A 21174-nucleotide genomic window follows, 5' to 3' on the forward strand; every position below is an offset into this window, starting at 1 on the left:
ACTTCGTATAGACTATTTATGGTCATGAAAAAAGATCCCGGAAAGGATCAATCTTCATCTTTCTCTTTTTTTGTGTTTTCAGAACCGTTTTGGTAAGCATTTTCACCCTGTTCGCCAGTTTTGATGACCGCCCCGCTTCGGATTTCGGTATGTCGGATTTCACCACCAGTTCTACCGGCTTCCACCGCAAAATACAGCGAACCAGCCGAAATGGCCAAAACGACAAACTGCATCAAATTGTTGATCTTAAAAGCTTTGAAATTTGCTAGGAGTGCGAGCAAAGACGCACCGCCCAAAACATAAGATAATCCCGCAAAAAGCTCGGAGGCTTCTTCGTGGGTTTTGATTAAACTTTCAGCAACTCCGGGAAGGTTTTCCACGGTTTCCTCAGCTCCTTCTCCAGTTGCCATCGCGGCAATTGAGGCCATTGCACCGATTATGAATAATAGATAAGAATTTCTTTTGCTGACTTCGGATTTTGAAAAAATTCCGACTAAAAGGACCACGATTCCAGCGATTGGAAATATGATTGGCAAATGGTTTATCACCATATGCAAATGTGCATTGTTCATTTTGATTTAATTTAAAAATTTAGATTTTTTTTGAAATTGCAATCATGTCCAAAACCTTCTGGATCAGACACAATTTGGGCTTAAAAAACTTTAAATCAAATCTTAGGCGGTTGCCAAATTTTTAAGAAAATAGACGGAAAAAAACTTTCAGCGTACACAAAATTATGTTTCACCCCATCGATCAAGTGACTGCGTTCCGCCAAGGTTTCGGAATTGCTGGGAGGAACAATAATATTCAGTGAATAATGGGAAGAATCCTGAACTTTGAATGGCAACTTCATATCCTGGCTATAATCCGCGTCTATGCCATGATCCTCCAAATAATGCATCTTCAAAAAGGAAGCAAAAGTAGTTTGGTGATCCCGAAGTTTATGAGAAATAAAATGTTCTACCAAAGTGGGAAATTTCAAAATCTGCCTGGCTTCCGGAAAACTTAGAAGATAAGCGCAGATAAAGAAATAGGAAATCCACTTTTTCATATCGCAAAGTTATACAAAAATTTTCTCGCAAAAAAATGAGTTTTATCAATTTAGAATTAAATCAAATAAAGACATGCCGCCCAATTCATTCAGCAAAACCGTAAAAATATATTCAATGGGGATCACCAAACCGCTAGAAAGTAATATGCTGAGGGAAAAAATCATACCCAAAAAATCACTATTTTTGCAACTTAAAAAATTTAAAGAAAATGTCGTTATCAGAACAGGAAATCATCCGACGTGAAAAATTGCAGAAACTGACTGAAATGGGAATCGACGCATTTCCCGCAGCAGCTTACCAGATCACCGAAACCACCAAATCCATCAAAGAAAATTTTGAGGAAGGCAAAAAGGTGAAAATCGCCGGAAGATTGATGAGCAGAAGGATTCAGGGGAAAGCGAGTTTTGCTGAATTACAGGATTCCGAAGGCAGAATTCAAGTGTATTTCAACCGAGACGAAATCTGCACCGGTGAAGACAAAACAATGTACAACGAGGTTTATAAACACCTTTTAGATATTGGTGATATTATTGGAATTGAAGGCGAGCTCTTCAAAACCCAGGTAGGTGAAATGACTGTGATGGTGAAAGATTTCATGCTTTTGACAAAAACCATTCGTCCGCTGCCATTGCCGAAAGTAGATGCCGACGGAAATATTTTCGACGCGTTCAACGATCCGGAACTCCGATACAGACAACGATATGTTGATTTGGTGGTGAATCCGCAAGTGAAAGATGTTTTCGTGAAAAGAACCAAAATGTTCAACGCGATGCGAACTTTTTTCAACGATGCCGGCTATTTCGAAGTGGAAACTCCGATTCTGCAATCCATTCCGGGAGGAGCTGCGGCGCGACCTTTCATTACGCATCACAATGCTTTAGACATTCCATTATATTTAAGAATTGCCAATGAACTCTATTTAAAAAGATTGATTGTTGGTGGATTTGACGGAGTTTATGAATTCTCCAAAAACTTCAGAAACGAAGGGATGGACAGAACCCATAATCCGGAATTCACGGCGATGGAAATTTACGTGGCCTACAAAGATTACAACTGGATGATGGAATTCACCGAAAAACTGTTGGAATACACCGCAGTTCAGGTGAATGGGAAGACCGAATCCACTTTCGGGGAGCACACCATCAACTGGAAAGCGCCGTATCCAAGAGTTTCGATGACGGAAGCCATCCAAAAATTCACCGGTTTCGACATCACCGGGAAAACCGAGCAGGAACTTTACGATTTTGCGAAATCCATCGGAATTGAAGTTGATGAGACGATGGGCAAAGGAAAACTCATCGATGAAATCTTCGGCGAAAAATGTGAGGGAAACTTTATTCAACCCACTTTTATCACCGATTACCCGATCGAGATGTCGCCATTAACCAAAAAACACAGAACCAAAGAAGGTTTGACGGAGCGTTTCGAATTGATGGTTTGCGGAAAAGAAATCGCAAACGCCTATTCGGAGCTGAACGACCCGATCGACCAAAGAGAGCGTTTCGAGGCACAACTCGCACTTTCGGAAAGAGGTGACGACGAGGCGATGTTCATTGACCACGATTTCCTGCGGGCTTTGGAATACGGAATGCCGCCTACTTCAGGTTTGGGAATCGGCATGGACCGCCTGATCATGTTTTTGACCAATAATCCGTCAATTCAGGAAGTGCTGTTCTTCCCGCAGATGCGCCCGGAAAAAACCGAGCCGCGAATCGAATTGGGAGAAGACGAAAAAGTGATTTTGGAAATCCTTAATTCCCAGGAAGAACCCATGCAACTTTCGGAAGTGAAAAACCGTTCGCAACTTTCAGGTAAAAAATGGGATAAGGCGACGAAAAATTTAACGAAGAACAACTTGGTGAATGTGGAGAAAGTGGGGGATTCACTCTTGGTATCAAAGTTAGCGTAGTTAAGATTTATGCTCCTAAATTTTGATGATCATTGTGTTGATTCTTGAATTGATAAGTGTTTCAGTAATCTCTTGACCTATTGAAGATGAGAAATTTTTGTGATTGAAAAATTGATTTTAGAAATATCCATTTGAAAAGTTCCTGATTTAGGAACTTTTTTTATCTTTGTATAAGAAATGAAAAGAATCATCGCAAAAAGAACACTCAAAGAATTTTGGGAAATGCATTCTGATGCCGAACAGTACTTGAAAACATGGTATGATGTGGCAAAAAATTCGGAATGGACGTGTCCTGCGGACATCAAAAATTCTTTTGCTACTGCGAGTATTCTTAAAAACAGCCGAGTTGTTTTTAACATTAAAGGCAATTCTTATCGGTTGGTAGTGAAATTCAATTACGAAAAACGTTGGGCATTCATCCGATTTGTTGGAACCCGTTCTGATTATGACCAGATCAACGCAGACGAAATTTAAGACCTGAGACATGACAATTAAACCTATAAAGAACGACGATCAATACTACAAGGCACTTAAGAGATTAGATGAAATTTTTGATGCTCCTGCGAATTCTCCCGAAGGCGACGAAGCGGAGATCCTTTCGATACTAATCGAAAATTTTGAAAATGAATATTATCAAATCGACTCACCCGATCCGATTGAAGCAATTCGAATCCGCATGGAAGAGATGGATTTAAAGCAAAAAGATTTGGTACCGTTTATTGGTTCCAAAAGTAAAACTTCAGAAGTATTGAATCGAAAGCAAAAACTTACTCTTGATATGATTCGAAAATTAACCGAAAAACTAAATATTTCGGCAAATGTTCTGATTTCAAATTATGCTTTAAAATAAATTTTCAGTAAAAATACATCAAAGATTAATAACAGGCAAAACGGTTGTAAATAAAGACTTTACAGCCGTTTTATGATTTTTTGGTGATGAGATAAAAAGCAGTAAAAAGCGATGTTTGGCAAAAGTAAGGTTACTAAAACGTTACTTTCAAACATTACAAACAATCGTTTTAAGATGCTGTATTTCAGCTTTCTGCATAGTTTTTCATATTGTTCCGTAGCTCACATAGGTTTAATTTTATCATTAAGAATTGTGATTATGGAAACGACAAAAAAATCAACGTTTAAGGTTCTTTTCTACCTTAAAAAAAATGCCCCGAAGAAGAACGGGAAAGTTACGGTTATGTGCAGGATTACCGTAAACGGCAAACAGTCTGCATTCAGTACCAAGCTGGATATTTCTGCATCAAATTGGGATTTGAAGTACGGAAGGGTTTTAGGTAAAAGCCGAGAAGCCCAAGACACAAACAGCAAACTTGACAAAATTCGTTCGGGTATTGAGGAATGCTATTCCAAAATCCTGAAGAACGAGGGGGCTGTAAACAGTGCTAAACTTAAAAATGCCTTTCTTGGGATGGAGAGCGGAGAACTGACCTTTTTCAAATTCTATGAACAGTTCCTGTCCGACTATGAAAAAAAGGTAAACAGCGGACTTCGGGTAAATGGCACATGCAGTAAATACAAAATACTTTTAAAACACCTGCGAAATTTTGCACTTACAAAATACGGTTATTCCGATGTGTCCTTTAACGACCTTACTCCAGATTTTGTGCAGGACTTTGATTACTACTTGCGTGATGACCAAAGTTTGACACACAATACCATTTGGCTGTATATGATTGGATTTACCACGCTTTGCCGATTGGCAATGAGCAGAAAGCATCTTGCCTTTAATCCGTTCTGCGAGTACAAGAATACTAAAAAGGACAAAGACCGTGGTTATCTGTTACGGAACGAATTGGAACAGCTTGTAACATTCAACTGCGATAAAAAGAAAGACGAATTAGTTAAAGACTTGTTTGTTTTCAGTTGCTTTACAGGTCTTTCCTATTCAGATATGAAAGGACTTAGAAACAGTAATATTCAAGACTTTTTTGATGGTAACCAATGGATAATCGTACGCAGAAAGAAAACGGCTACATCGTCAAACGTGATGCTTTTGGATATTCCAAAAATGATTATTGAAAAATATAAAGGATTGACAAAAGATGGAACAATATTTCCTGTACCCTCCAATTCTGTTTGTAATAATGGTTTAAAGCGAATATCTAATCAAATTGACTGCTTAAGGGAAAAGAAAATAACCTTTCATTTGGCACGTCATACCTTTGCCACGCTATTTTTAAGCGAGGGTGTTCCTTTAGAGAGTTTAAGTAAAATGTTAGGACATAAAAACATTGCCACCACACAGATTTATGCTAAGATCCTCAACGAGAAAGTTGGAAAGGACATGCAAAAGGTGTCGCATAAATTTAAAGGAATGGAGAGTTCCTTTGTTTCACAACTCTGAAAAATATAAAATAGTCAAGAAAAGTCCAATGTTTTTAACATTGGACTTTTCTTATTTATATAGATTATCAAAATCAAAAAAACATTCTGGTATTACTTTATCTATTTACTTATTTTTATCAACCCGCCACTCATCTTCTATTGTATAGGCAATAAGCCAGCTGTAATCTTTCGGGAAAATAACCGCATCGTCATGCCATGAATTGAATAGATCATCATTTGCTCTTTTAACCAAATCTTTAAAATCTATTTCTAATAAAAAAGCATATTTTAGCCAGTAGACAAATACTTTTTCTTCCTTAAATTGCTGCGTTTCCTGAATTTCCTGCAAGGCTTCATCGGGCAAGTTACCATAACCAACCACAGATGCATCCAAAACATAACGAAACGGATTGATGCTTGGGTATTTTTCTAAAACCGTTTCTACTGTTGTATCTTCTGTAGTTATTTCAACCTTAGCTAATTTGTATTTTTCCAAAGCTTCGGTTTGGGTATGTCTCCGCAAAAGTTCGTGAAACTCTGGCGGAATACAACGAAACGAAATAATGGAATGTTCAATTTCCAGATTTTGCAGTTCATCTAAAATTTCTAAAAAAGGCACAATGCGGTTTTCCACAAATTCATTGAATCGAATGCGGTTTTGCAGTTGCGCTCTTTTAGCTAACAATTGATTTTTGCGGTCAGGATTCATGCTTTTTGCATTAAAGTTTTTATTCGAAATAAACGATTTTTCGTTCAATAATTTCTTTTAGATTCTTATTATCGTATTTTTCACGTTTTACCCAATTTTTAAATGTGTCATATTCGTATTTATACGTTGTGGTAAAGGGAGTTGTAAGGTGATGTGATTGAGAGATGTACTCGGTCAAATTATTCATTGCATCATATTTGTAAGTTCGGTAATACGTCTTTTTTGGGGCTTCTCCGTCTTTGTAAGTAAAAGTTGTTTCCTCACTTATTTTTCCATTGTCTGCATATTGACTCTTAACAGTGTTTGTAATTTGCTTACTATTATATTCATTTTTAGCCGTTATATTTCCCTTACTATCGTATTCGAAAGTATAACGATAACGTCCATGCCAGGAAGCTTCGTTTTCTTCTATTATTTGATTTTTGGAATTATACGTATATGTTTTCTCGGATGTTCCGTAACCAGTATTCTCAGACTCTATTTTCACTAAGTTGTTGCTCTTATCATAGGTGTAAATTGTTCCTTCTGTAGGTTTTCCAAATATGTCGTATTTAACTTCTGTTATTAGATTGTTTTTTTTGTCGTAAGCATACCCTTTTACTACCCTAGGTTCTCCACGTGAACTAAGGTCTTTTTCGAGTACTAGTTTCACTTTAGCATCATATTCATACGCTATATGGTTTTCGTCTCTTTTTTCATAATTCAAATCGTTCGATTCTGTTTTATAACCTTGTATGTTAAAAACCAATGTTTTATCCTGTATAATCGCCCATTCACTTGGTGGGACATCTTTCATAGATTTTTTACGCTTTTCAGTAAGTTCTTTAACTTTTCCTTTCAGCTCTTCTTTCTGCCAATCGGTTTGCGCATTTGCTATTCCTACTGTAAGGAATAAAGCTAAAAATGTGATGATTTTTTTCATTTTTTTAGATTTTAATTATTCTTTTGTGATACCAAAATATCTGCTGCGTGCTTGGCACCATACTGTTTCAACACTAAATAATAAGCTTCATAAAAATCAATATTCGGAGGGTTTGTAGCGATTTTATCTTGAATAAAATCAAGAACTGTTTTACCATCAACAGGATCAATACGATTGAGATTAACTCCCCATTTTATGACGGTATTATAGAAATCTTTATTTAGAGAAACAGTTGCTGCTTTTAAAATACTTCCTCCTATAAGTGAAAACGCAATGGTGTCACAGGTCAAACAATCTTCGTATTCGTTCCAAACTTTTCTAATTTTGCGGTACATTTCTTCTTCCGAATCTTCAGGTGTAACACCTGCGGCTTTTTTAAAGCGCGTTACATAACTCAATTCTCCATCTACTAAATGGGGAGTAATCACATGTTGACAAATACCGCGTAAGGCTCTAGCGTTTCCACCATTCTTTATTCTTTCAGAACATTCTTTTTGTTGTTTTTCCAATGCTGTTTGTGAAAAAGAACTTGTAAAGCTAAAAAGTACAAACAGTATAGTTGTTATTGCTTTTATCATAATTTTTATTTTAGTTGTTTCTCAGCCAAAATCTCCGCTGCGTGCTTGGCGCCGTGTTCTTTTAAAACATTATAATACGCTCGATAAAACTCAATATTTGGTGGATTTTTAGCCATTTCATCTCTAAAATAATCTAAAACTGTTCTTCCATCAACAGGATCAATTCTATTAAGATTTACTCCCCATTTGATAACCGTATTATAAAAATCTTTGTTACGCCTTACAGTTGCTGCTTTTAAAATATTTCCTCCTATTAATGAAAAAGCGATGGTATCACAAATCAAACAATCTTCATATTCGTTCCATACTTCGCGGATTTTGCGATACATTTCTTCTTCCGAATCTTCTGGTGTAACACCTGCGGCTTTTTTAAAGCGGGTTACATAACTCAATTCTCCATCTACCAAATCAGGAGTAATCACATGTTCACAAATACCGCGTAAGGCTCTAGCGTTTCCACCATTCTTTATTCTCTCGGAACATTCTTTTTGTTGTTTTTCCAATGCTGTTTGTGAAAAAGAACTTGTAAAGCTAAAAAGTACAAACAGTATAGTTGTTATTGCTTTTATCATAATTTTTATTTTAGTTGTTTCTCAGCCAAAATCTCTGCTGCGTGTTTGGCACCGTGTTCCTTTAAAACATTATAATACGCTCGATAAAACTCAATATTTGGTGGGTTTTTAGCCATTTCATCTCTAAAATAATCTAAAACTGTTCTTCCATCAACAGTATCTATTCTGTTAAGGTTTACTCCCCATTTAAGTATAGTGTTATAGAAAATCTTATTTGCACTAATCGATGCGGCTTTTAGAATACTCCCTCCTCTAATTTCAAAAGCCATAGTATCGCAAATCAAGCAATCTTCGTATTTATTCCATACTTCGCGGATTTTGCGATACATTTCCTCTTCCGAATCTTCTGGTGTAACACCTGCAGCTTTTTTAAAGTGGGTTACATAACTCAACTCATTATCAAATAATTCTGGTTTTATGACATGATTACAAATACCCCGTAGAGCCCTCGGTTTATCAGGCGGACAATCATTCTTTTGTTGTTTTTCCAATGTGGTTTGTGAAAAAGAATTTGTAAAACTAAAAAACACTAATAATAGGGTTGTTATTGTTTTGATCATGATTTTTATCTTTAGTTATTTTTCTCTGCTAAAATATCTGCTGCATGTTTGGCGCCGTGTTCTTTTAAAACATTATAATACGCTCGATAAAATTCTATATTAGGTGGATTGATTGCGATTTTATCCTGAATAAAATCGAGAACTGTTTTACCATCAACAGTATCTATTCTGTTAAGATTCACTCCCCATTTTATTACGGTATTATAAAAGTTTTTATTAAGACTAACTGTTGCGGCCTTGAGGATGCTCCCACCCCGAAGAGAAAATGCAATGGTGTCGCAAATCAAACAATCTTCATATTTGTCCCAAACTTCACGGATTTTTCGGTACATTTCTTCTTCAGAATCTTCTGGTGTAACACCTGCCGCTTTTTTAAATTTAGTAACATAACTATATTCACCATCATACAGTTCAGGAGAAATCACATGACTACAGATACCTCGTAATGCTCTTTCTTTTCCATTACCTAAGTGACAATCATTTTTTTGTTGTGCCCAACTTATGGTAAAAATAAAAAGCACTAATAATAAGGTTGTTATTGTTTTACTCACATTCATTTTTATTTGATTTTTGTGTTCGTGAATCTTGATTTTATAGAGGTAAAGTTTAAAATTGTTTCATATTTAGATTATAATTTTCATTCTCCTAAAAAGTATCACGGATTATTTAGTCCATACGTTCCTTTTAGAATTCTAATCGCTAAATTTCCAATACAATAAGGTGCTGTATTTTTATTCCCTTTTTCTTTATTTCCTTTATGTCCAAAATTTAAATAGGGATGTGCCTGATCTATAGCGTGTACTCCCTCGTGGATTATCGTTCCTGCAATATCTATAATCTCTCTGTAATCTTTTAAAACATTCATTTTTATAACATCTTTACTCTCTGTTAACGCATTTGTTTTTCTATATCTGATTTGAGCTTGTAGACCTAACGGTTTCCAATCTATAATCGTGATGAGATGATTAGTTTCCTTTAGCAATTTGGCGATTTCACGAGGGGATACTTTCGTATGCTCAAATTTTGGTTCTGATTCGATAGCTTCCCAAAACATGGGATTATCCAAAACTTCCTGTGCTCTTTCAAAAGCCTGTTGAAATTTTGGTATGGTGGTTTTGATTTGTAAATTCATTTCGTTTTCTTTTAATAATTATCCAAAACTTTTTTCCATAATATAGCTCCTTCTTTAATGTATCGCTCTCCATCGTGAGCATTTCCGAAACGGAAACCAAATTTCAAAGGAATATCTTCACAATTATTTTTGGAACTACCTATTTTTCTTGATGCGAAAACACCATCTCTTTGATTATTCAGATTGTACCAATGTTTAATATTCAAAGCCTGTATCGGCTTAAAGTCAGGTAAGTTTTTATGCCCGAGCTGGCTTCCGGCAGTAATAAGGGTTATATTTTTAAATAAGTCGTTCTGAAATTCTTCACGAAAGAAATCGTAACACATAAGGGAACCTAAACTGTGGGCAAAAATGATATTGCAATGTGTTTTTTCTATATCTTTTTTTAAGAGTCTTCTTAGTTCTTCTCGAACTCCCTCATATCTAAAAAATTCTACTATCATATCGATAAAATCATCTTTTAAATCAGGGAACAATCCTTTTTCTGGTCTTTCTCTTCCAAAAATAGCATTACGAAGAAAAAACAGATAGTCCTTCAAAGTAGCTTTTTGTGAGTCGAAGAAACTATCAAATTCAGAAAAAGTAACCTCTATTTCCTTTGAAGTATGTTCTTTAATTGCTTTTTCCCAACTGGTTTGCCATTGTTGCTGTTCATTGGGGTTGTCTTTTCCACCGATACCATGTATGCAAAGAATTTTAATACTACCCATAATTTATGAATTTTAATTGTTTTTGGTCAGAATTCCGGTTACGTTTTTGGCGCCATTTAAAATACTTTTTCAGGCAATTTTCTAATTTACAAATGAACCTATGTTTTACTTTAAGAATCTCTGACAGGTTAATTATTTCATCCTGACAATTTTTATTGTATTTCCGTTTTATATTTTTCAGCTAATTCTTCATCCTTTAAAACTTCGTCTGTTTCTTTTTCTCCGTTTAGTATATAATTAATCAATGCACGGGTTTTATATGCATATGCAAATTTGTTATCCTGAGAAAGAATGTACTTTAGATCTGTAAGCATTTCATCAGCAAGTTTTTGATCTATTGTTTTATCATTTTCATATTTATTTTGAAACATATGTTTTTTTACTTCCACTCTAAGAACGTAAGCATTTAACATGCTTTTATCTAATGCAATGGTCTGCGTAAAATCGGCTTCTGCTTTAATCAACAATTCAGGATTGTTTTGTTGATGAAAAAGCTGATGGTAAGATTCTCCTCGAAAAAAATAGATTCTAGTATAGTCGATAAGTGCTCTGGATTTAAAACTTATTGCGCGATCAAATGCATCGATCGCCTGCTGATATTCTTTAGCTTCGTAATGGTATAGTCCATTTACTGAATGATAAAAATAATCATTAGGTGCTAATTTGCCCCATCTATCTAAAATAGCTTGCCGGTTGTTTTTTTCAGCTTCGTATAGTGGATTAAAGTAATCATAAAGAAGAGCATCTGGGTTTAATTTAACGATATTTTGAAGGTAGCTATCCATTTGTTGTTGAGTACAGTCGATACAAGTTTTTGTTAAACCATTATATGCTAAAATTTTTGAGTCATTGTCGGTTTTTAATTCCAAAACTTTTGCAAAAATCTTATGTGCATCACTATGCATATTATTTCGGAATAAATATTCCCCTAGATATAAATAATTTTCTGCAATAGGTTCTAATATAATGGCACGTTGATAATAGCGAATAAGAAGTTTAAGATCCGGAGATTTTTCAATTCTTAACAGTTTATTAGCCTTTTCGGTGAGTTTTTGTGCTATTACAGCAGCTTCTTTTTTATCAGTTTTAAATATCTTTTCTAAAAACAGATCTCCTTCTCCATTTTTGCCTCTACTTTCTGCAATTTCAGATAATAAATATAAAGCTTCGAAATCTTTTGATTTTATTTTTAATGCAGCTTGTGCATCGGCTTCTGCCAAATCAAGCGAGTTGTTTGTAAGATGAACTTCTGCTCTCATGGTATACAATTCCGAATTTCGTTGATTTTGTTTTATACCTTCGGTTAAAATACGTATCTGAGCAATGCGATCTCCTGATAATCTAGCATCAAAGATGTAATCCGATGCATTTTTGCTTTGTGCCTGGATAAAATTAGAGGCAAACAAAAGTAAAAGTGTATAAATGAATTTTATCATGATAATTGATTTAAATATAATTTGTTTGAATTCTTTAGGTATTGACTGACTGTTTGTCTAATTTAGTTTTGATAGGATCTAACAAATGAAAAAAGAAAATTCATCTTATTGCTTTCCCACATTACATTCTAATCCAAAAGGAAAGGGAAAAGAACTGATAGAGCTTTCAACAAGTTTGTCTAGATCCTTATAGTATGCTTTCTGCGCTTCTTCATGTGATGAATACGGTCCTTTTATTTCGACTGAGATTAATGTTTTCCCGTTATTTCGTTTACCATATTTTTCTTTGTACTCATTGATTATATTTGTTTTTCCATAAAACATTTTACTACAGTTTCCACCAAATGGATAAGTAATAATTGTTTTATTGCTTCCATATTCTTTTGCGATAATGTACACAACATTTGGTGACTGTACTTGCGCTTGTACATTTTGTGAGATTAGCAATATCATCATCCCGAAAATACCTGCTAGAATTTTAGTAATGGTGTTCATATTTATAAATATTAAGTTTTTATTAACAAAGATAATTTGCCGGTTTTCTCAACGCAATACCTCTAAGGAGGTATTTAATGGTGTAAAACATGTGCTTTCGGTACTAAAAAGACATATTTTATTATTCATCGATATAGGTTTTTGTGTAAGTTTGTAAGCAATCAATTTTAACTAAAAACATTCTATTTATGAGATCATTAAAATTTGATGTAGTAAAGCAGACCTGGTCAGAAATTTCTAAATATGACAGAGAAATATCTTTACCTCCCGATTTTGAATTAGACCTCTATAAGAAGTTATTTGATAGGTTTCATCCAGGACCTTATTATTACTATATTTTTAATGTTTTTGAAGCTAAAATGGAATTTGTAAGCCCTGAGGTCACTAGTGTTATTGGATACAAACCTGAAGATTTCTCGCCAGATTTAGTTGTCCATAACATTCATCCTGAAGATCAAGATCGATTTGTACAGTATGAACAAAAAGTAACTGATTTTTTTACTCAACTGCCTTCAAATAAAATCCCGTACTACAAAGTTCATTATGATTACCGATTACGTTGCGCTAACAATTGCTACAAATGGATTTTACAACAAGTTTCTACTATACAGAGTTCTGACGATGGTGGTGTGATAAGAGTTTTAGGTGTCCATACCGATATTTCATTTCTAAAAACAGAAGCCACGCCTTCCGGACTTTCGTTTATTGGTTTAGACGGAGAACCATCTTTTTACGATGTTTTATTGCCTTACGATAGACAAGAGGTCAATTCTCCTTTATCTATACGGGAAAAAGAGATTGTAAACCTAATGTTATCGGGACAAAAATCTGAAGAAATAGCTAATGTTTTAAAATTGTCCATTCATACAATTAAAACGCACCGCAAAAATATTTTTAGAAAAACAGAGTGTAAAACATTGACAGAATTAGGCGCGAAAATTATAAAACAGGGATGGATATAATTTCAATCACTCCACAATAAATTAGCCCACCGCTTAAAACGGTGGGCTGTTTCTTTAATTGACCGATACGGCTTCCAGTTTCAAAACATTCATTTAGTGGCTAACGCTGATAGTTATCTTCCAACACCTTGATAATATCGCTTTCACGGAAAAGGATTTTCCGTTCGAGTTTGATAAAGGGTATCAGTCCGTCATCTCTGTACTGTTGCAATGTCCGTTTGCTGATATGCAACATCTCACAAACCTGTTCACCTGACAGGTAGATTTCTCCTTTTAAGAGTGGGTGAAAATATTCCCTGATATACAGCAGTTCGTTTTTGATACCTACCACAGCTTCGAGCAGGGCAAGCATATCCTCGTTTGAATTTCCAATCTGTTTCATTTCTTTTGCTTTTTTAATGTTCGCTCTCCCTGCATAAGTAACTCCACATCGGATAATCTGAAATAAGTCTTTCGATTGATTTGCGTTGCAACAAGAATGCCCTTTGCCCTGTATGTCTGTAATGTTCGCTTACTGATATTAAGCAGTTGGCAGGCTTCCTGCTGGTCGAGCCATTTTGTTGCCTGTTGCAATGCTTTGTAGGGCAATGTAATTTCCTTAATCAATAAGGACACTTCCTTTACTTCCCTGTGCAATGTCTTTAAAATCTGAATGTCTAAAACTGTTATTTCCATATCTACATCATTTAAACTTCAAAAATATAAGGTGCTTATACAGGGTTTTCCAATGTTGTAGTCAAAGGTTGCATTTGGCGTTCAGATGCTAAATACTCGGTTAAAATCCCAACTTTGTTTTTTTGTTTTTTGGGCGAGCCTGTTGTATTTTGTTTGAATTGTCCATTTTTAAAGCAGGCTTTTTATTGGTCTGTACGGTCTGATTGTTTTCAGCATTTTTATAATCCGAACGCATAACAGTTTTTGTCGCACCTATTACGCTTTCGGGTTCGGCCGGTTGCTTTGGTAGTTCAGCAGGTTTGCCCCCGAACAGCCTGCCAAGACCTAAACCCTTTATGTCTTTGAATTGACGTTTAAAGCTGGTAATGAAATTGGAAATTGGGTCACTGTTCTTATCGACCTGCATAAAAGGTGTGTTCTTTCTTTGCTCGGATTGTTCTTTCTCTTTCCGCTCTTTGTCGGTAATTACTTTTTGTGCCATAGGTTCAAAATTTTCCCCAATGTAAACCATAGAAGTTTACTCCATTTGCCTTTGGCATTTAGTGGCAGTCTTTGGCAGTCAAAGGCATTTTGATAAAAGGAATATTTGAAAAGTGTACCCAAAAAAGAACAAAAAGGTAGCAAAGGTAAGGCGGACAGCCACCGCACCGCCCAACCAAAAGCTTACGGCATAATGGCAGAGCAAAAAGGTGGCTTCGCCGAGTTGTCGTGTTACCCTGCCACCCTTCGGGACTTATTCCGTTTCCTTTTGGTTTTTCGTCTGTCCGCCTTGTTAAAATGGCTTTCTTTTTTTTCTGTTTTTTTGTTTTGAAAATATTTTTTGAGAGAGAGATTCAGAACTATAATCAGCATATGCAGGATACCCCTTGTATCTATGGTTCGGGATAGCCCAATTTCTTTTTCTTGACAAGTTGCGGAGCAAGAAAAGGAAGCAAAAAGAACTCCGCTATTGGGGTTGAAACTATTAGGCTAAAAGTCGTTGGATGAAAAAAAAAGACAGGCTGATTTCTCAACCTATCCCTCTATAAGATTTTAATTTATATCCAATGGTAAGGCTTATCCTTACGGTTCAGGTAGCAGTACATTTCTTCCTTTTTAAGTTCTGGGAAGAACCTCAATGCCCTATCAATTGCATAGTTGGGTAAGAAGTAAATTTCGTCACGGATTGCTTTGATAACCCTGCTATGACCATAGAAACGGACAAGCTCATCAATTTCATTTTGACCGCCACGTTCTATGATACGGGCTATAATAGTCTTGTAGGCTTTCTTAAAGTCCATTGCTTCGATGTCGAAATCCCAAAAAAACACTCGGTCAAGATTTGGAATGTCGTTATTTTTTTCTCTTAATTCCATATAGTAAAGATACGATTTTTTTAGTTGTTCATTGATTTTTCAACGCCTAAAGCCTCTACCTTTTTTCGGCAGATCGGGTATTTGTCCAAATTTTAAAGACGGATTAAGAACCGCCTTGTTTAAGCGTTCATTAATTTTTTCCATATCGGTCTCTTTACCTTTTAACAACTTAACTTTTGCTTCGTGGTCGATATTCTTGTGATACAATAATGCGTATGTAGCCATTGCAGGATTACCGCCATATTTATTTTGATATGCTTCTAAATAGGTTCTTAACGGATGGTGTTCTAATAGAAAATGCATATCTATAAAATCCTTAATCCGTGTACCATTTTGGAAGATGGCGTGGAGTTTCATTGCCCCTATGTCCTCTAAGGATGCTAATCGTATCCCATCTTTTGTTTCAATTGGCTTTTGCCATGGATATTGATGCGAAAGAATATCAACTTTAATCTTATCTATATCAAGTAAGATTGTATTATTAAACATATCGTTTATCAATACCCGAGGATATTGAGTGACTAAATGTTTTAATAGCTTCTGTTCATCAAAGCCTTTGGTTGTAAAAAGGTCAATATCAATACTCAATCGGTGACCAATCTGTAGACTTAATGCAGTTCCCCCTACAAGGTTAAAATCTTTTAGCATTTCATCTTTCATTAGTGTCTGGAGAAGTTTCCACATCTCACTGCTGACTGTTTCTTTGTGTAGCATGATTTTTCGCTTTTTCGGGAATTTAATCCCGAAAACGAAGCCTTTGCCCAAAATGGTAGTCAGTGGCACTGTTTGGCGTTCATGGACACAATGAGCGATGAATATCCAAAAGATTATATTGCTCTTTGCCTACACAACCCGTTATCAGAACAACGGCTTGTGCTTATCGTTATAGATTTCCTTAATCAGCTCTCCGAACTCCTGAAAGTGGTATTCGATAATATTATCCAGATAAGCATAAATTGTCAGCTTGTCAATTCCCATAATGTTGGTAAGCCTGTTAAATGTTTCGTGATGTTCCTGCCGTACATAGACCGATTTACCTTTGCTTGCATTTCTTTTAGGGATTCTAAAGAACGTTACGCAATAATCCTCTTTCGTCAGCTTCTTTGGTTTTGAAACGGTTCTTTTGGTATTGCCTGCAATCGGTTTTGTATCTTCTGGTTCTACAGATTTTTCGCCTGTTTCGATGGCAGTAAGGTCATCACTATGCGGTAAAGTGTTCTGCTCTTGTTCAGGTTCTTTCTTTTCAGTTAGGAAATTTTCAATAGAAAAACTCTCTTTTTCGGGTTGCTGATTTTTGTTTTCTTCGTGTATCATATCTCTTAATTTTAATATTATATCCAATTAGCTATTTGGCTAGCTAAGCAGTCAGTTGTATGGACTGTTACACCTATGTAACAACCTATCTACCTATGCACCTACATACCCTTAATTAGCTGTTTCCTTAACTGAAAAGTGTGCAATTCGTCTGCATTCAGTCACGCAGATTTGCTGTTGGGATTTATGCTGATTGATTACCTAGTTAAGGTTATAACCAATCAGCCAGCTAACCAGATACAAAGGAAATAAAAGCAGTCCCAATCTGCCTTAAGGTGGTATTCAGTGGCATCATTTGGCGTTCATTGTCATTGTTATAAATAACTGTTATTCAAATAGTCTTGCCGAAATTTGTAATGGAAGCTATGGGTTTTCCCTGCTAACTCCAATCCGTTTGCAAAACGGATTTTTCTGAACCCTTGTTCAGAGCAAGTTATCTCTTGAGGTCCTCGAAATAAATTTCCGCACCTCAAGAGCACTTGCCCTTGCAGGGGGCTGGAAACGGCTCCGAAGTCGCTCGTTTATGTAAAATTAAAAATGGATTATTATGGAAGAGAAAAACAGAAAACAGATTAAAAAAACAGGAAGGAAACCAAAGATTGACCCTGCCGTCAATCGGTATTCTATCAACCTGAACGCAGAGGACAATGCCAAATTTCTTGCCCTCTTTGACCAATCAGATATGAAAGTAATTGCCCATTTTATTACCGCCTGCATCTTTCAGAAGACCGTAAAGACCGTAAAGATTGATATGGATGCAATAGAATATCACGAAAAGTTGACCCGATTTTTTAGCCAGTTCCGAGCAATCGGAACAAATTACAATCAGATTGTGAAGATATTGTACCGCAATTTTTCAGAGAAAAAAGCAGGAACTTACCTGTTTAAATTGGAAAAAGAAACAATTGAATTGGTACAAGTCACAAAAGAAGTCATCCGTTTGACACAGGAATTTGAAGAGAAGTATTTGAAAAAAGAGTAAAGTTATGATTGCAAAAATAGGAAAAGGAAGCAATATGTATGGAGCGATTTTGTACAATCAGCAGAAAGTGGAAAAGGAAAACGGAGCAGTTTTGTTACTAAACAAAATACCTGATACAGTAGACGGCAACTATTCTGTAGCCTATTTTAATAAATGTTTTGAGTCATATTTATCAGCAAACATCAAAACGGAAAAAACGGTACGGCATATTTCGCTGAACCCCGACCCAAAAGACCAGGTAAGTGATGAACAATTTATGGAAATGGCACAGGAATATATGGAACGTATGGGTTACAGCAATCAACCCTATATTGTTTTCAAGCATACGGATATTGACCGAACACACATTCATATCGTTTCAACCTGCGTAGATATTGACGGAAAGAAAATCCCCGATGATTACGACCATCCACGCTCAATGGCAATCTGTCGGGATTTAGAGCAGAAATATAATCTGCACAAAGCCACCGAACAAGAGCAGAAACAATCCAACAAAATTTTCAAGCCTGTAGATTACCACAAAGGCGACATCAAAAGTCAGATTGCTTCGGTAGTACGGTATTTGCCAAAGTACTACAGCTTTTCAACTATGGGTAGTTACAATGCTTTGCTGTCACTTTTCAACATTACAGTAGAAGAAGTAAAAGGCGAGCGGAACGGACAACCTGTAAACGGATTGGTGTATGTAGCATTGGATGAGAAAGGAAACAAGGTAAGCAATCCATTTAAAGCATCGCTATTCGGGAAAGATGCAGGCGTGGCACAACTACAAAAACATTTTGAGCAATCTAACGAGAAAATGAAAACCAATCCTGCAAGGTCTGTTTTGAAAAATACGGTGGAACTTTCCATACATACAACAGGCAATGAAATGGAGTTTAAAAAGCAACTTGTAGAACAGGGTATCAGTATGATTGTCCGCCGGAACGAAAGCGGACGGATTTACGGAATGACCTTGATCGACCACGAAAACCGAAGTGTTTGGAACGGCTCACAATTAGACAGAAATTTGTCGGCAAACGTATTCAATGATTGGTGGAACAACGGAAACAAACCCGAATTAAAAATACAGGACACCCCTGTTTCCAAAACAAACACATCGGACGATTTGCCAATGAAAGACCTTTTTGAGTTTAGTTCACAGGAACATTCCCACAGTTCAGATTTAGGATTGTTGAGTGTGTTATCTGATACACAAGGAGAGGATTACGAAGAGGAAAAGTTTGCTAATCAGATGAAGAAGAGGTGGAAAAGACGAAAACACTAGTACTAATAAAATATTCACTCATGATTCATAAACTTCTTTCGCAGATGTTATAATAAATTGGTACAATAAACTTAAAACAGCTATAATAATTGTAAATTCGCATATAACAATTTAGCTTGAACGTGGGCAGAGTATTAATAATAGACGATGAGGAAAAATTGAGAAACCTCCTTTCAAAAATAATTGGTTTTGAAGGTTTTGAGGTTTTTCAGGCATCCAATATCAAATCGGGTTTACAAAGGTTAGAAGCAGAAGAAATAGATGTTATTATCTGCGATGTCAAGCTTCCTGATGGAAGCGGTGTGGACACCGCAAAACTGATTAAAGAAAAATTCACATCAGTAGAAGTTATTCTGCTGACCGCCTACGGCAATATACCGGATGGCGTACAAGCTATTAAGAACGGTGCGTTCGATTATATAACCAAAGGTGATGATAACAATAAGATTATTCCACTTCTTTATAAAGCCAGTGAAAAGGTAGCTTTAAACAAAAGAGTTCAACAATTAGAAAAGCAGTTAGGCAAAAAATATTCCTTTGATAAAATTATCGGTACATCAAAGCCAATCCTAAAAGCAATTGAATTGGCTAAAAAAGTCGCACCAAAAGATACAACAGTATTATTAACCGGAGAAACAGGAACTGGTAAGGAGGTTTTTTCACAGGCCATTCATCAAGGTAGCCCGAGAGCAAACCAAAATTTTGTTGCGATAAACTGCTCTGCATTTAGTAAAGAGCTCTTAGAAAACGAATTATTTGGTCACAAAGCGGGTTCATTTACAGGTGCTAATAAAGATCAAAAAGGACTTTTTGAGGAGGCTCATAATGGAACCATATTCTTGGATGAAATAGGAGAAATGGCTATGGACTTGCAAGCTAAAATTTTACGTGTATTAGAAACGGGTGAATTTTTGCGTGTTGGTGATGCCAAACCCATAAAAGTCAATGTGCGTGTAATCGCTGCAACTAATCGAAATCTGGAAAACGAAATTGAGTTAGGTCATTTCAGAAGTGATTTGTTTTACAGACTTTCTGTATTTGGTATAGAACTTCCATCTTTGAGAGAGCGTGTAAAAGACATCAAATTGTTGGCACAGTATTATGCCGATCTTTTTGCAATCAAATCCAATAGAAAGCCATTAGCCCTATCTGAGGATTATGTTACAGCGTTGGAAAACAATCCCTGGAAAGGAAATATACGCGAGTTGAAAAACGTGATTGAAAGAAGCGTGATTTTAGCGGATGATGACCTGCTTGACTTAGATACGCTGCCGGTAGACCTTCAATATGCAAAATCAAATGCAAAACAATTGTCTGCATTTTCTATGGCCAGTGCAGAGAAACTGCACATTCAGAAAATACTAAATCATACCAATGGAAATAAAGCAGAAACAGCTCGCTTGTTAGAAATCGGGATTGCAACCCTTTACCGAAAAATGGAGTTGTATAAACTTCAGTAGCAGTTTGATATCTAATGCATTTTTGATTGAGAAATAATATAGGCTATTCATATTTTACTTTTGCAAATCTCTGTAGATCTTCATTATTACCATAAATAACGATGATATCATCTTTTTGTAGCATAGTAGTAGGTTCCGGAATTCCCTGCACATTAGCAACGGTTTTACTTCTTCCTAAGAAACTCTTCTCTTGGGCATCTCTGATAATAGTCAGAATTAACACATTATGCAATTCTCTGAATTTTACTTCTTCTATGGTTTTTCCAATGTATTTTTCTGGTACTACAATCTCTACAATACTATAACTCTTGTTCAGCTCAAAAGAATCTATAACACCTTTTAGGCATAGTTTTTTAGCCCATCTTTCAGCAGTTTCTTCTTCCGGACGTACAATTTCATTAACGCCTATAGCCTGTAGAACACTTTCGTGAAGTGGATTAATGGCACGACTAATCAATCGTTTTACCCCCAGATTTTTAAAATGAGCAGTAACCATGATATTTGCACCTTCGTCTTCACCAATACAAACCATCACTATATCCGTATTCTTTAGCGGTAAATGAGTAATGGCTGATTGATCTGTAGCATTCATACAGATGGTGTGAGACAATTTATCTTTTAATGCTACAACTTTTTCCGAACGTGAATCCACACCGATAACTTCATTTCCTTGTTGGGTTAGTTTTTCTGCCAATGAGCCTCCAAAATTTCCCAATCCTATAATTATAAATTTCATTTCAATTA

At 35.9% G+C, this 21174-nt stretch carries 28 protein-coding genes; 9 read left to right on the plus strand and 19 right to left on the minus strand.

Going from position 1 to position 21174, the window contains the following annotated elements:
- Positions 1-47: 47 nt before the first annotated feature.
- Positions 48-572, minus strand: a complete 525-nt coding sequence (locus tag L0951_RS00155) for a hypothetical protein (RefSeq protein ID WP_183325340.1) — start codon at positions 570-572, stop codon at positions 48-50.
- Between the two features lie 95 nt (positions 573-667).
- Complete coding sequence (locus L0951_RS00160) at positions 668-1051, minus strand: hypothetical protein (RefSeq protein WP_048499871.1); 384 nt, start codon at positions 1049-1051, stop codon at positions 668-670.
- 209 nt (positions 1052-1260) lie between these two features.
- Here L0951_RS00160 and lysS point away from each other — a divergent pair, with 209 nt between their 5' ends.
- The 4 genes from lysS (at position 1261) to L0951_RS00180 (ending at position 5320) form a co-directional block, all read left to right on the plus strand.
- On the plus strand, positions 1261-2961 hold the full coding sequence (lysS, locus tag L0951_RS00165; protein ID WP_234108457.1) for a lysine--tRNA ligase: 1701 nt from the start codon (positions 1261-1263) through the stop codon (positions 2959-2961).
- Between the two features lie 177 nt (positions 2962-3138).
- A complete protein-coding gene (locus tag L0951_RS00170; RefSeq protein WP_234108459.1) occupies positions 3139-3435 on the plus strand; it encodes a type II toxin-antitoxin system HigB family toxin in 297 nt (98 codons plus the stop codon).
- A gap of 10 nt (positions 3436-3445) precedes the next feature.
- Positions 3446-3811 (plus strand): type II toxin-antitoxin system HigA family antitoxin, encoded by a 366-nt coding sequence (locus L0951_RS00175; protein WP_234108461.1) that lies wholly within the window; start codon positions 3446-3448, stop codon positions 3809-3811.
- Between the two features lie 258 nt (positions 3812-4069).
- A complete protein-coding gene (locus L0951_RS00180) occupies positions 4070-5320 on the plus strand; it encodes a site-specific integrase (RefSeq protein ID WP_234108463.1) in 1251 nt (416 codons plus the stop codon).
- 105 nt (positions 5321-5425) lie between these two features.
- Here L0951_RS00180 and L0951_RS00185 read toward each other — a convergent pair whose 3' ends face one another.
- From L0951_RS00185 to L0951_RS00230, 10 genes are all read right to left on the minus strand, one after another.
- Entirely contained in the window at positions 5426-6010 is a 585-nt protein-coding gene (locus L0951_RS00185) for a hypothetical protein (RefSeq protein ID WP_234108465.1), read from the minus strand.
- Between the two features lie 19 nt (positions 6011-6029).
- Positions 6030-6932, minus strand: coding sequence for an RHS repeat domain-containing protein (locus L0951_RS00190; protein ID WP_234108467.1), 903 nt, complete (start codon positions 6930-6932; stop codon positions 6030-6032).
- Between the two features lie 11 nt (positions 6933-6943).
- A complete protein-coding gene (locus L0951_RS00195) occupies positions 6944-7510 on the minus strand; it encodes a hypothetical protein (RefSeq protein WP_234108468.1) in 567 nt (188 codons plus the stop codon).
- Between the two features lie 5 nt (positions 7511-7515).
- Positions 7516-8082 carry a hypothetical protein gene (locus L0951_RS00200; protein WP_234108470.1) on the minus strand — a complete coding sequence of 189 codons (567 nt, stop codon included), beginning with the start codon at positions 8080-8082 and terminating at the stop codon, positions 7516-7518.
- Between the two features lie 5 nt (positions 8083-8087).
- The gene (locus L0951_RS00205) at positions 8088-8642 is read right to left on the minus strand and encodes a hypothetical protein (protein ID WP_234108478.1); all 555 of its coding nucleotides are present in this window, start codon (positions 8640-8642) and stop codon (positions 8088-8090) included.
- A gap of 11 nt (positions 8643-8653) precedes the next feature.
- Positions 8654-9199, minus strand: a complete 546-nt coding sequence (locus L0951_RS00210) for a hypothetical protein (protein WP_234108480.1) — start codon at positions 9197-9199, stop codon at positions 8654-8656.
- A gap of 98 nt (positions 9200-9297) precedes the next feature.
- Positions 9298-9774 carry a hypothetical protein gene (locus L0951_RS00215; protein WP_234108482.1) on the minus strand — a complete coding sequence of 159 codons (477 nt, stop codon included), beginning with the start codon at positions 9772-9774 and terminating at the stop codon, positions 9298-9300.
- 11 nt (positions 9775-9785) lie between these two features.
- Complete coding sequence (locus L0951_RS00220) at positions 9786-10484, minus strand: hypothetical protein (protein ID WP_234108483.1); 699 nt, start codon at positions 10482-10484, stop codon at positions 9786-9788.
- Positions 10485-10636: 152 nt separating this feature from the next.
- Entirely contained in the window at positions 10637-11920 is a 1284-nt protein-coding gene (locus L0951_RS00225; protein WP_234108484.1) for a tetratricopeptide repeat protein, read from the minus strand.
- A 105-nt stretch (positions 11921-12025) separates the two neighbouring features.
- Positions 12026-12415, minus strand: coding sequence for a hypothetical protein (locus L0951_RS00230; RefSeq protein WP_234108485.1), 390 nt, complete (start codon positions 12413-12415; stop codon positions 12026-12028).
- Between the two features lie 188 nt (positions 12416-12603).
- On the opposite strand from L0951_RS00230, the gene L0951_RS00235 reads away from it, so the two are divergent.
- Positions 12604-13377, plus strand: coding sequence for a LuxR C-terminal-related transcriptional regulator (locus L0951_RS00235; protein ID WP_234108486.1), 774 nt, complete (start codon positions 12604-12606; stop codon positions 13375-13377).
- 100 nt (positions 13378-13477) lie between these two features.
- Here L0951_RS00235 and L0951_RS00240 read toward each other — a convergent pair whose 3' ends face one another.
- The 3 genes from L0951_RS00240 to L0951_RS00250 form a co-directional block, all read right to left on the minus strand.
- Entirely contained in the window at positions 13478-13759 is a 282-nt protein-coding gene (locus L0951_RS00240; RefSeq protein ID WP_034979496.1) for a helix-turn-helix domain-containing protein, read from the minus strand.
- A complete protein-coding gene (locus tag L0951_RS00245) occupies positions 13756-14052 on the minus strand; it encodes a helix-turn-helix domain-containing protein (RefSeq protein ID WP_234108487.1) in 297 nt (98 codons plus the stop codon). Before L0951_RS00245 ends, L0951_RS00240 begins: the two co-directional genes overlap by 4 nt.
- 100 nt (positions 14053-14152) lie before the next feature.
- On the minus strand, positions 14153-14533 hold the full coding sequence (locus tag L0951_RS00250) for a hypothetical protein (protein WP_234108493.1): 381 nt from the start codon (positions 14531-14533) through the stop codon (positions 14153-14155).
- A gap of 105 nt (positions 14534-14638) precedes the next feature.
- Between L0951_RS00250 and L0951_RS00255 the strand changes: the two genes are divergently transcribed.
- A complete protein-coding gene (locus L0951_RS00255) occupies positions 14639-14863 on the plus strand; it encodes a hypothetical protein (protein WP_234108494.1) in 225 nt (74 codons plus the stop codon).
- 226 nt (positions 14864-15089) lie between these two features.
- Here the strand turns inward: L0951_RS00255 and L0951_RS00260 are convergent, their stop codons facing one another.
- The 3 genes from L0951_RS00260 to L0951_RS00270 all read right to left on the minus strand — a co-directional run bounded on the left by L0951_RS00260 (position 15090) and on the right by L0951_RS00270 (position 16721).
- Positions 15090-15407 (minus strand): DUF6922 domain-containing protein, encoded by a 318-nt coding sequence (locus L0951_RS00260; protein WP_139420220.1) that lies wholly within the window; start codon positions 15405-15407, stop codon positions 15090-15092.
- Between the two features lie 39 nt (positions 15408-15446).
- Positions 15447-16190: a nucleotidyl transferase AbiEii/AbiGii toxin family protein gene (locus tag L0951_RS00265; RefSeq protein WP_234108495.1), complete on the minus strand. Its 744-nt coding sequence runs from the start codon at positions 16188-16190 to the stop codon at positions 15447-15449.
- Between the two features lie 75 nt (positions 16191-16265).
- The gene (locus L0951_RS00270) at positions 16266-16721 is read right to left on the minus strand and encodes a DUF3408 domain-containing protein (RefSeq protein WP_234108497.1); all 456 of its coding nucleotides are present in this window, start codon (positions 16719-16721) and stop codon (positions 16266-16268) included.
- A gap of 547 nt (positions 16722-17268) precedes the next feature.
- Here L0951_RS00270 and mobA point away from each other — a divergent pair.
- The 3 genes from mobA (at position 17269) to L0951_RS00285 (ending at position 20430) form a co-directional block, all read left to right on the plus strand.
- On the plus strand, positions 17269-17703 hold the full coding sequence (mobA, locus tag L0951_RS00275; protein WP_234108499.1) for a conjugal transfer protein MobA: 435 nt from the start codon (positions 17269-17271) through the stop codon (positions 17701-17703).
- 4 nt (positions 17704-17707) lie between these two features.
- Positions 17708-18970, plus strand: coding sequence for a conjugal transfer protein MobB (gene mobB, locus L0951_RS00280; protein ID WP_234108500.1), 1263 nt, complete (start codon positions 17708-17710; stop codon positions 18968-18970).
- A gap of 122 nt (positions 18971-19092) precedes the next feature.
- Complete coding sequence (locus L0951_RS00285; RefSeq protein WP_129758656.1) at positions 19093-20430, plus strand: sigma-54-dependent transcriptional regulator; 1338 nt, start codon at positions 19093-19095, stop codon at positions 20428-20430.
- Between the two features lie 43 nt (positions 20431-20473).
- Here the strand turns inward: L0951_RS00285 and L0951_RS00290 are convergent, their stop codons facing one another.
- Complete coding sequence (locus tag L0951_RS00290) at positions 20474-21166, minus strand: potassium channel family protein (RefSeq protein ID WP_048500228.1); 693 nt, start codon at positions 21164-21166, stop codon at positions 20474-20476.
- Between the last annotated feature and the right edge of the window lie 8 nt (positions 21167-21174).

Source organism: Chryseobacterium sp. R2A-55 (assembly GCF_021401085.1).
Lineage (GTDB): Bacteria > Bacteroidota > Bacteroidia > Flavobacteriales > Weeksellaceae > Kaistella.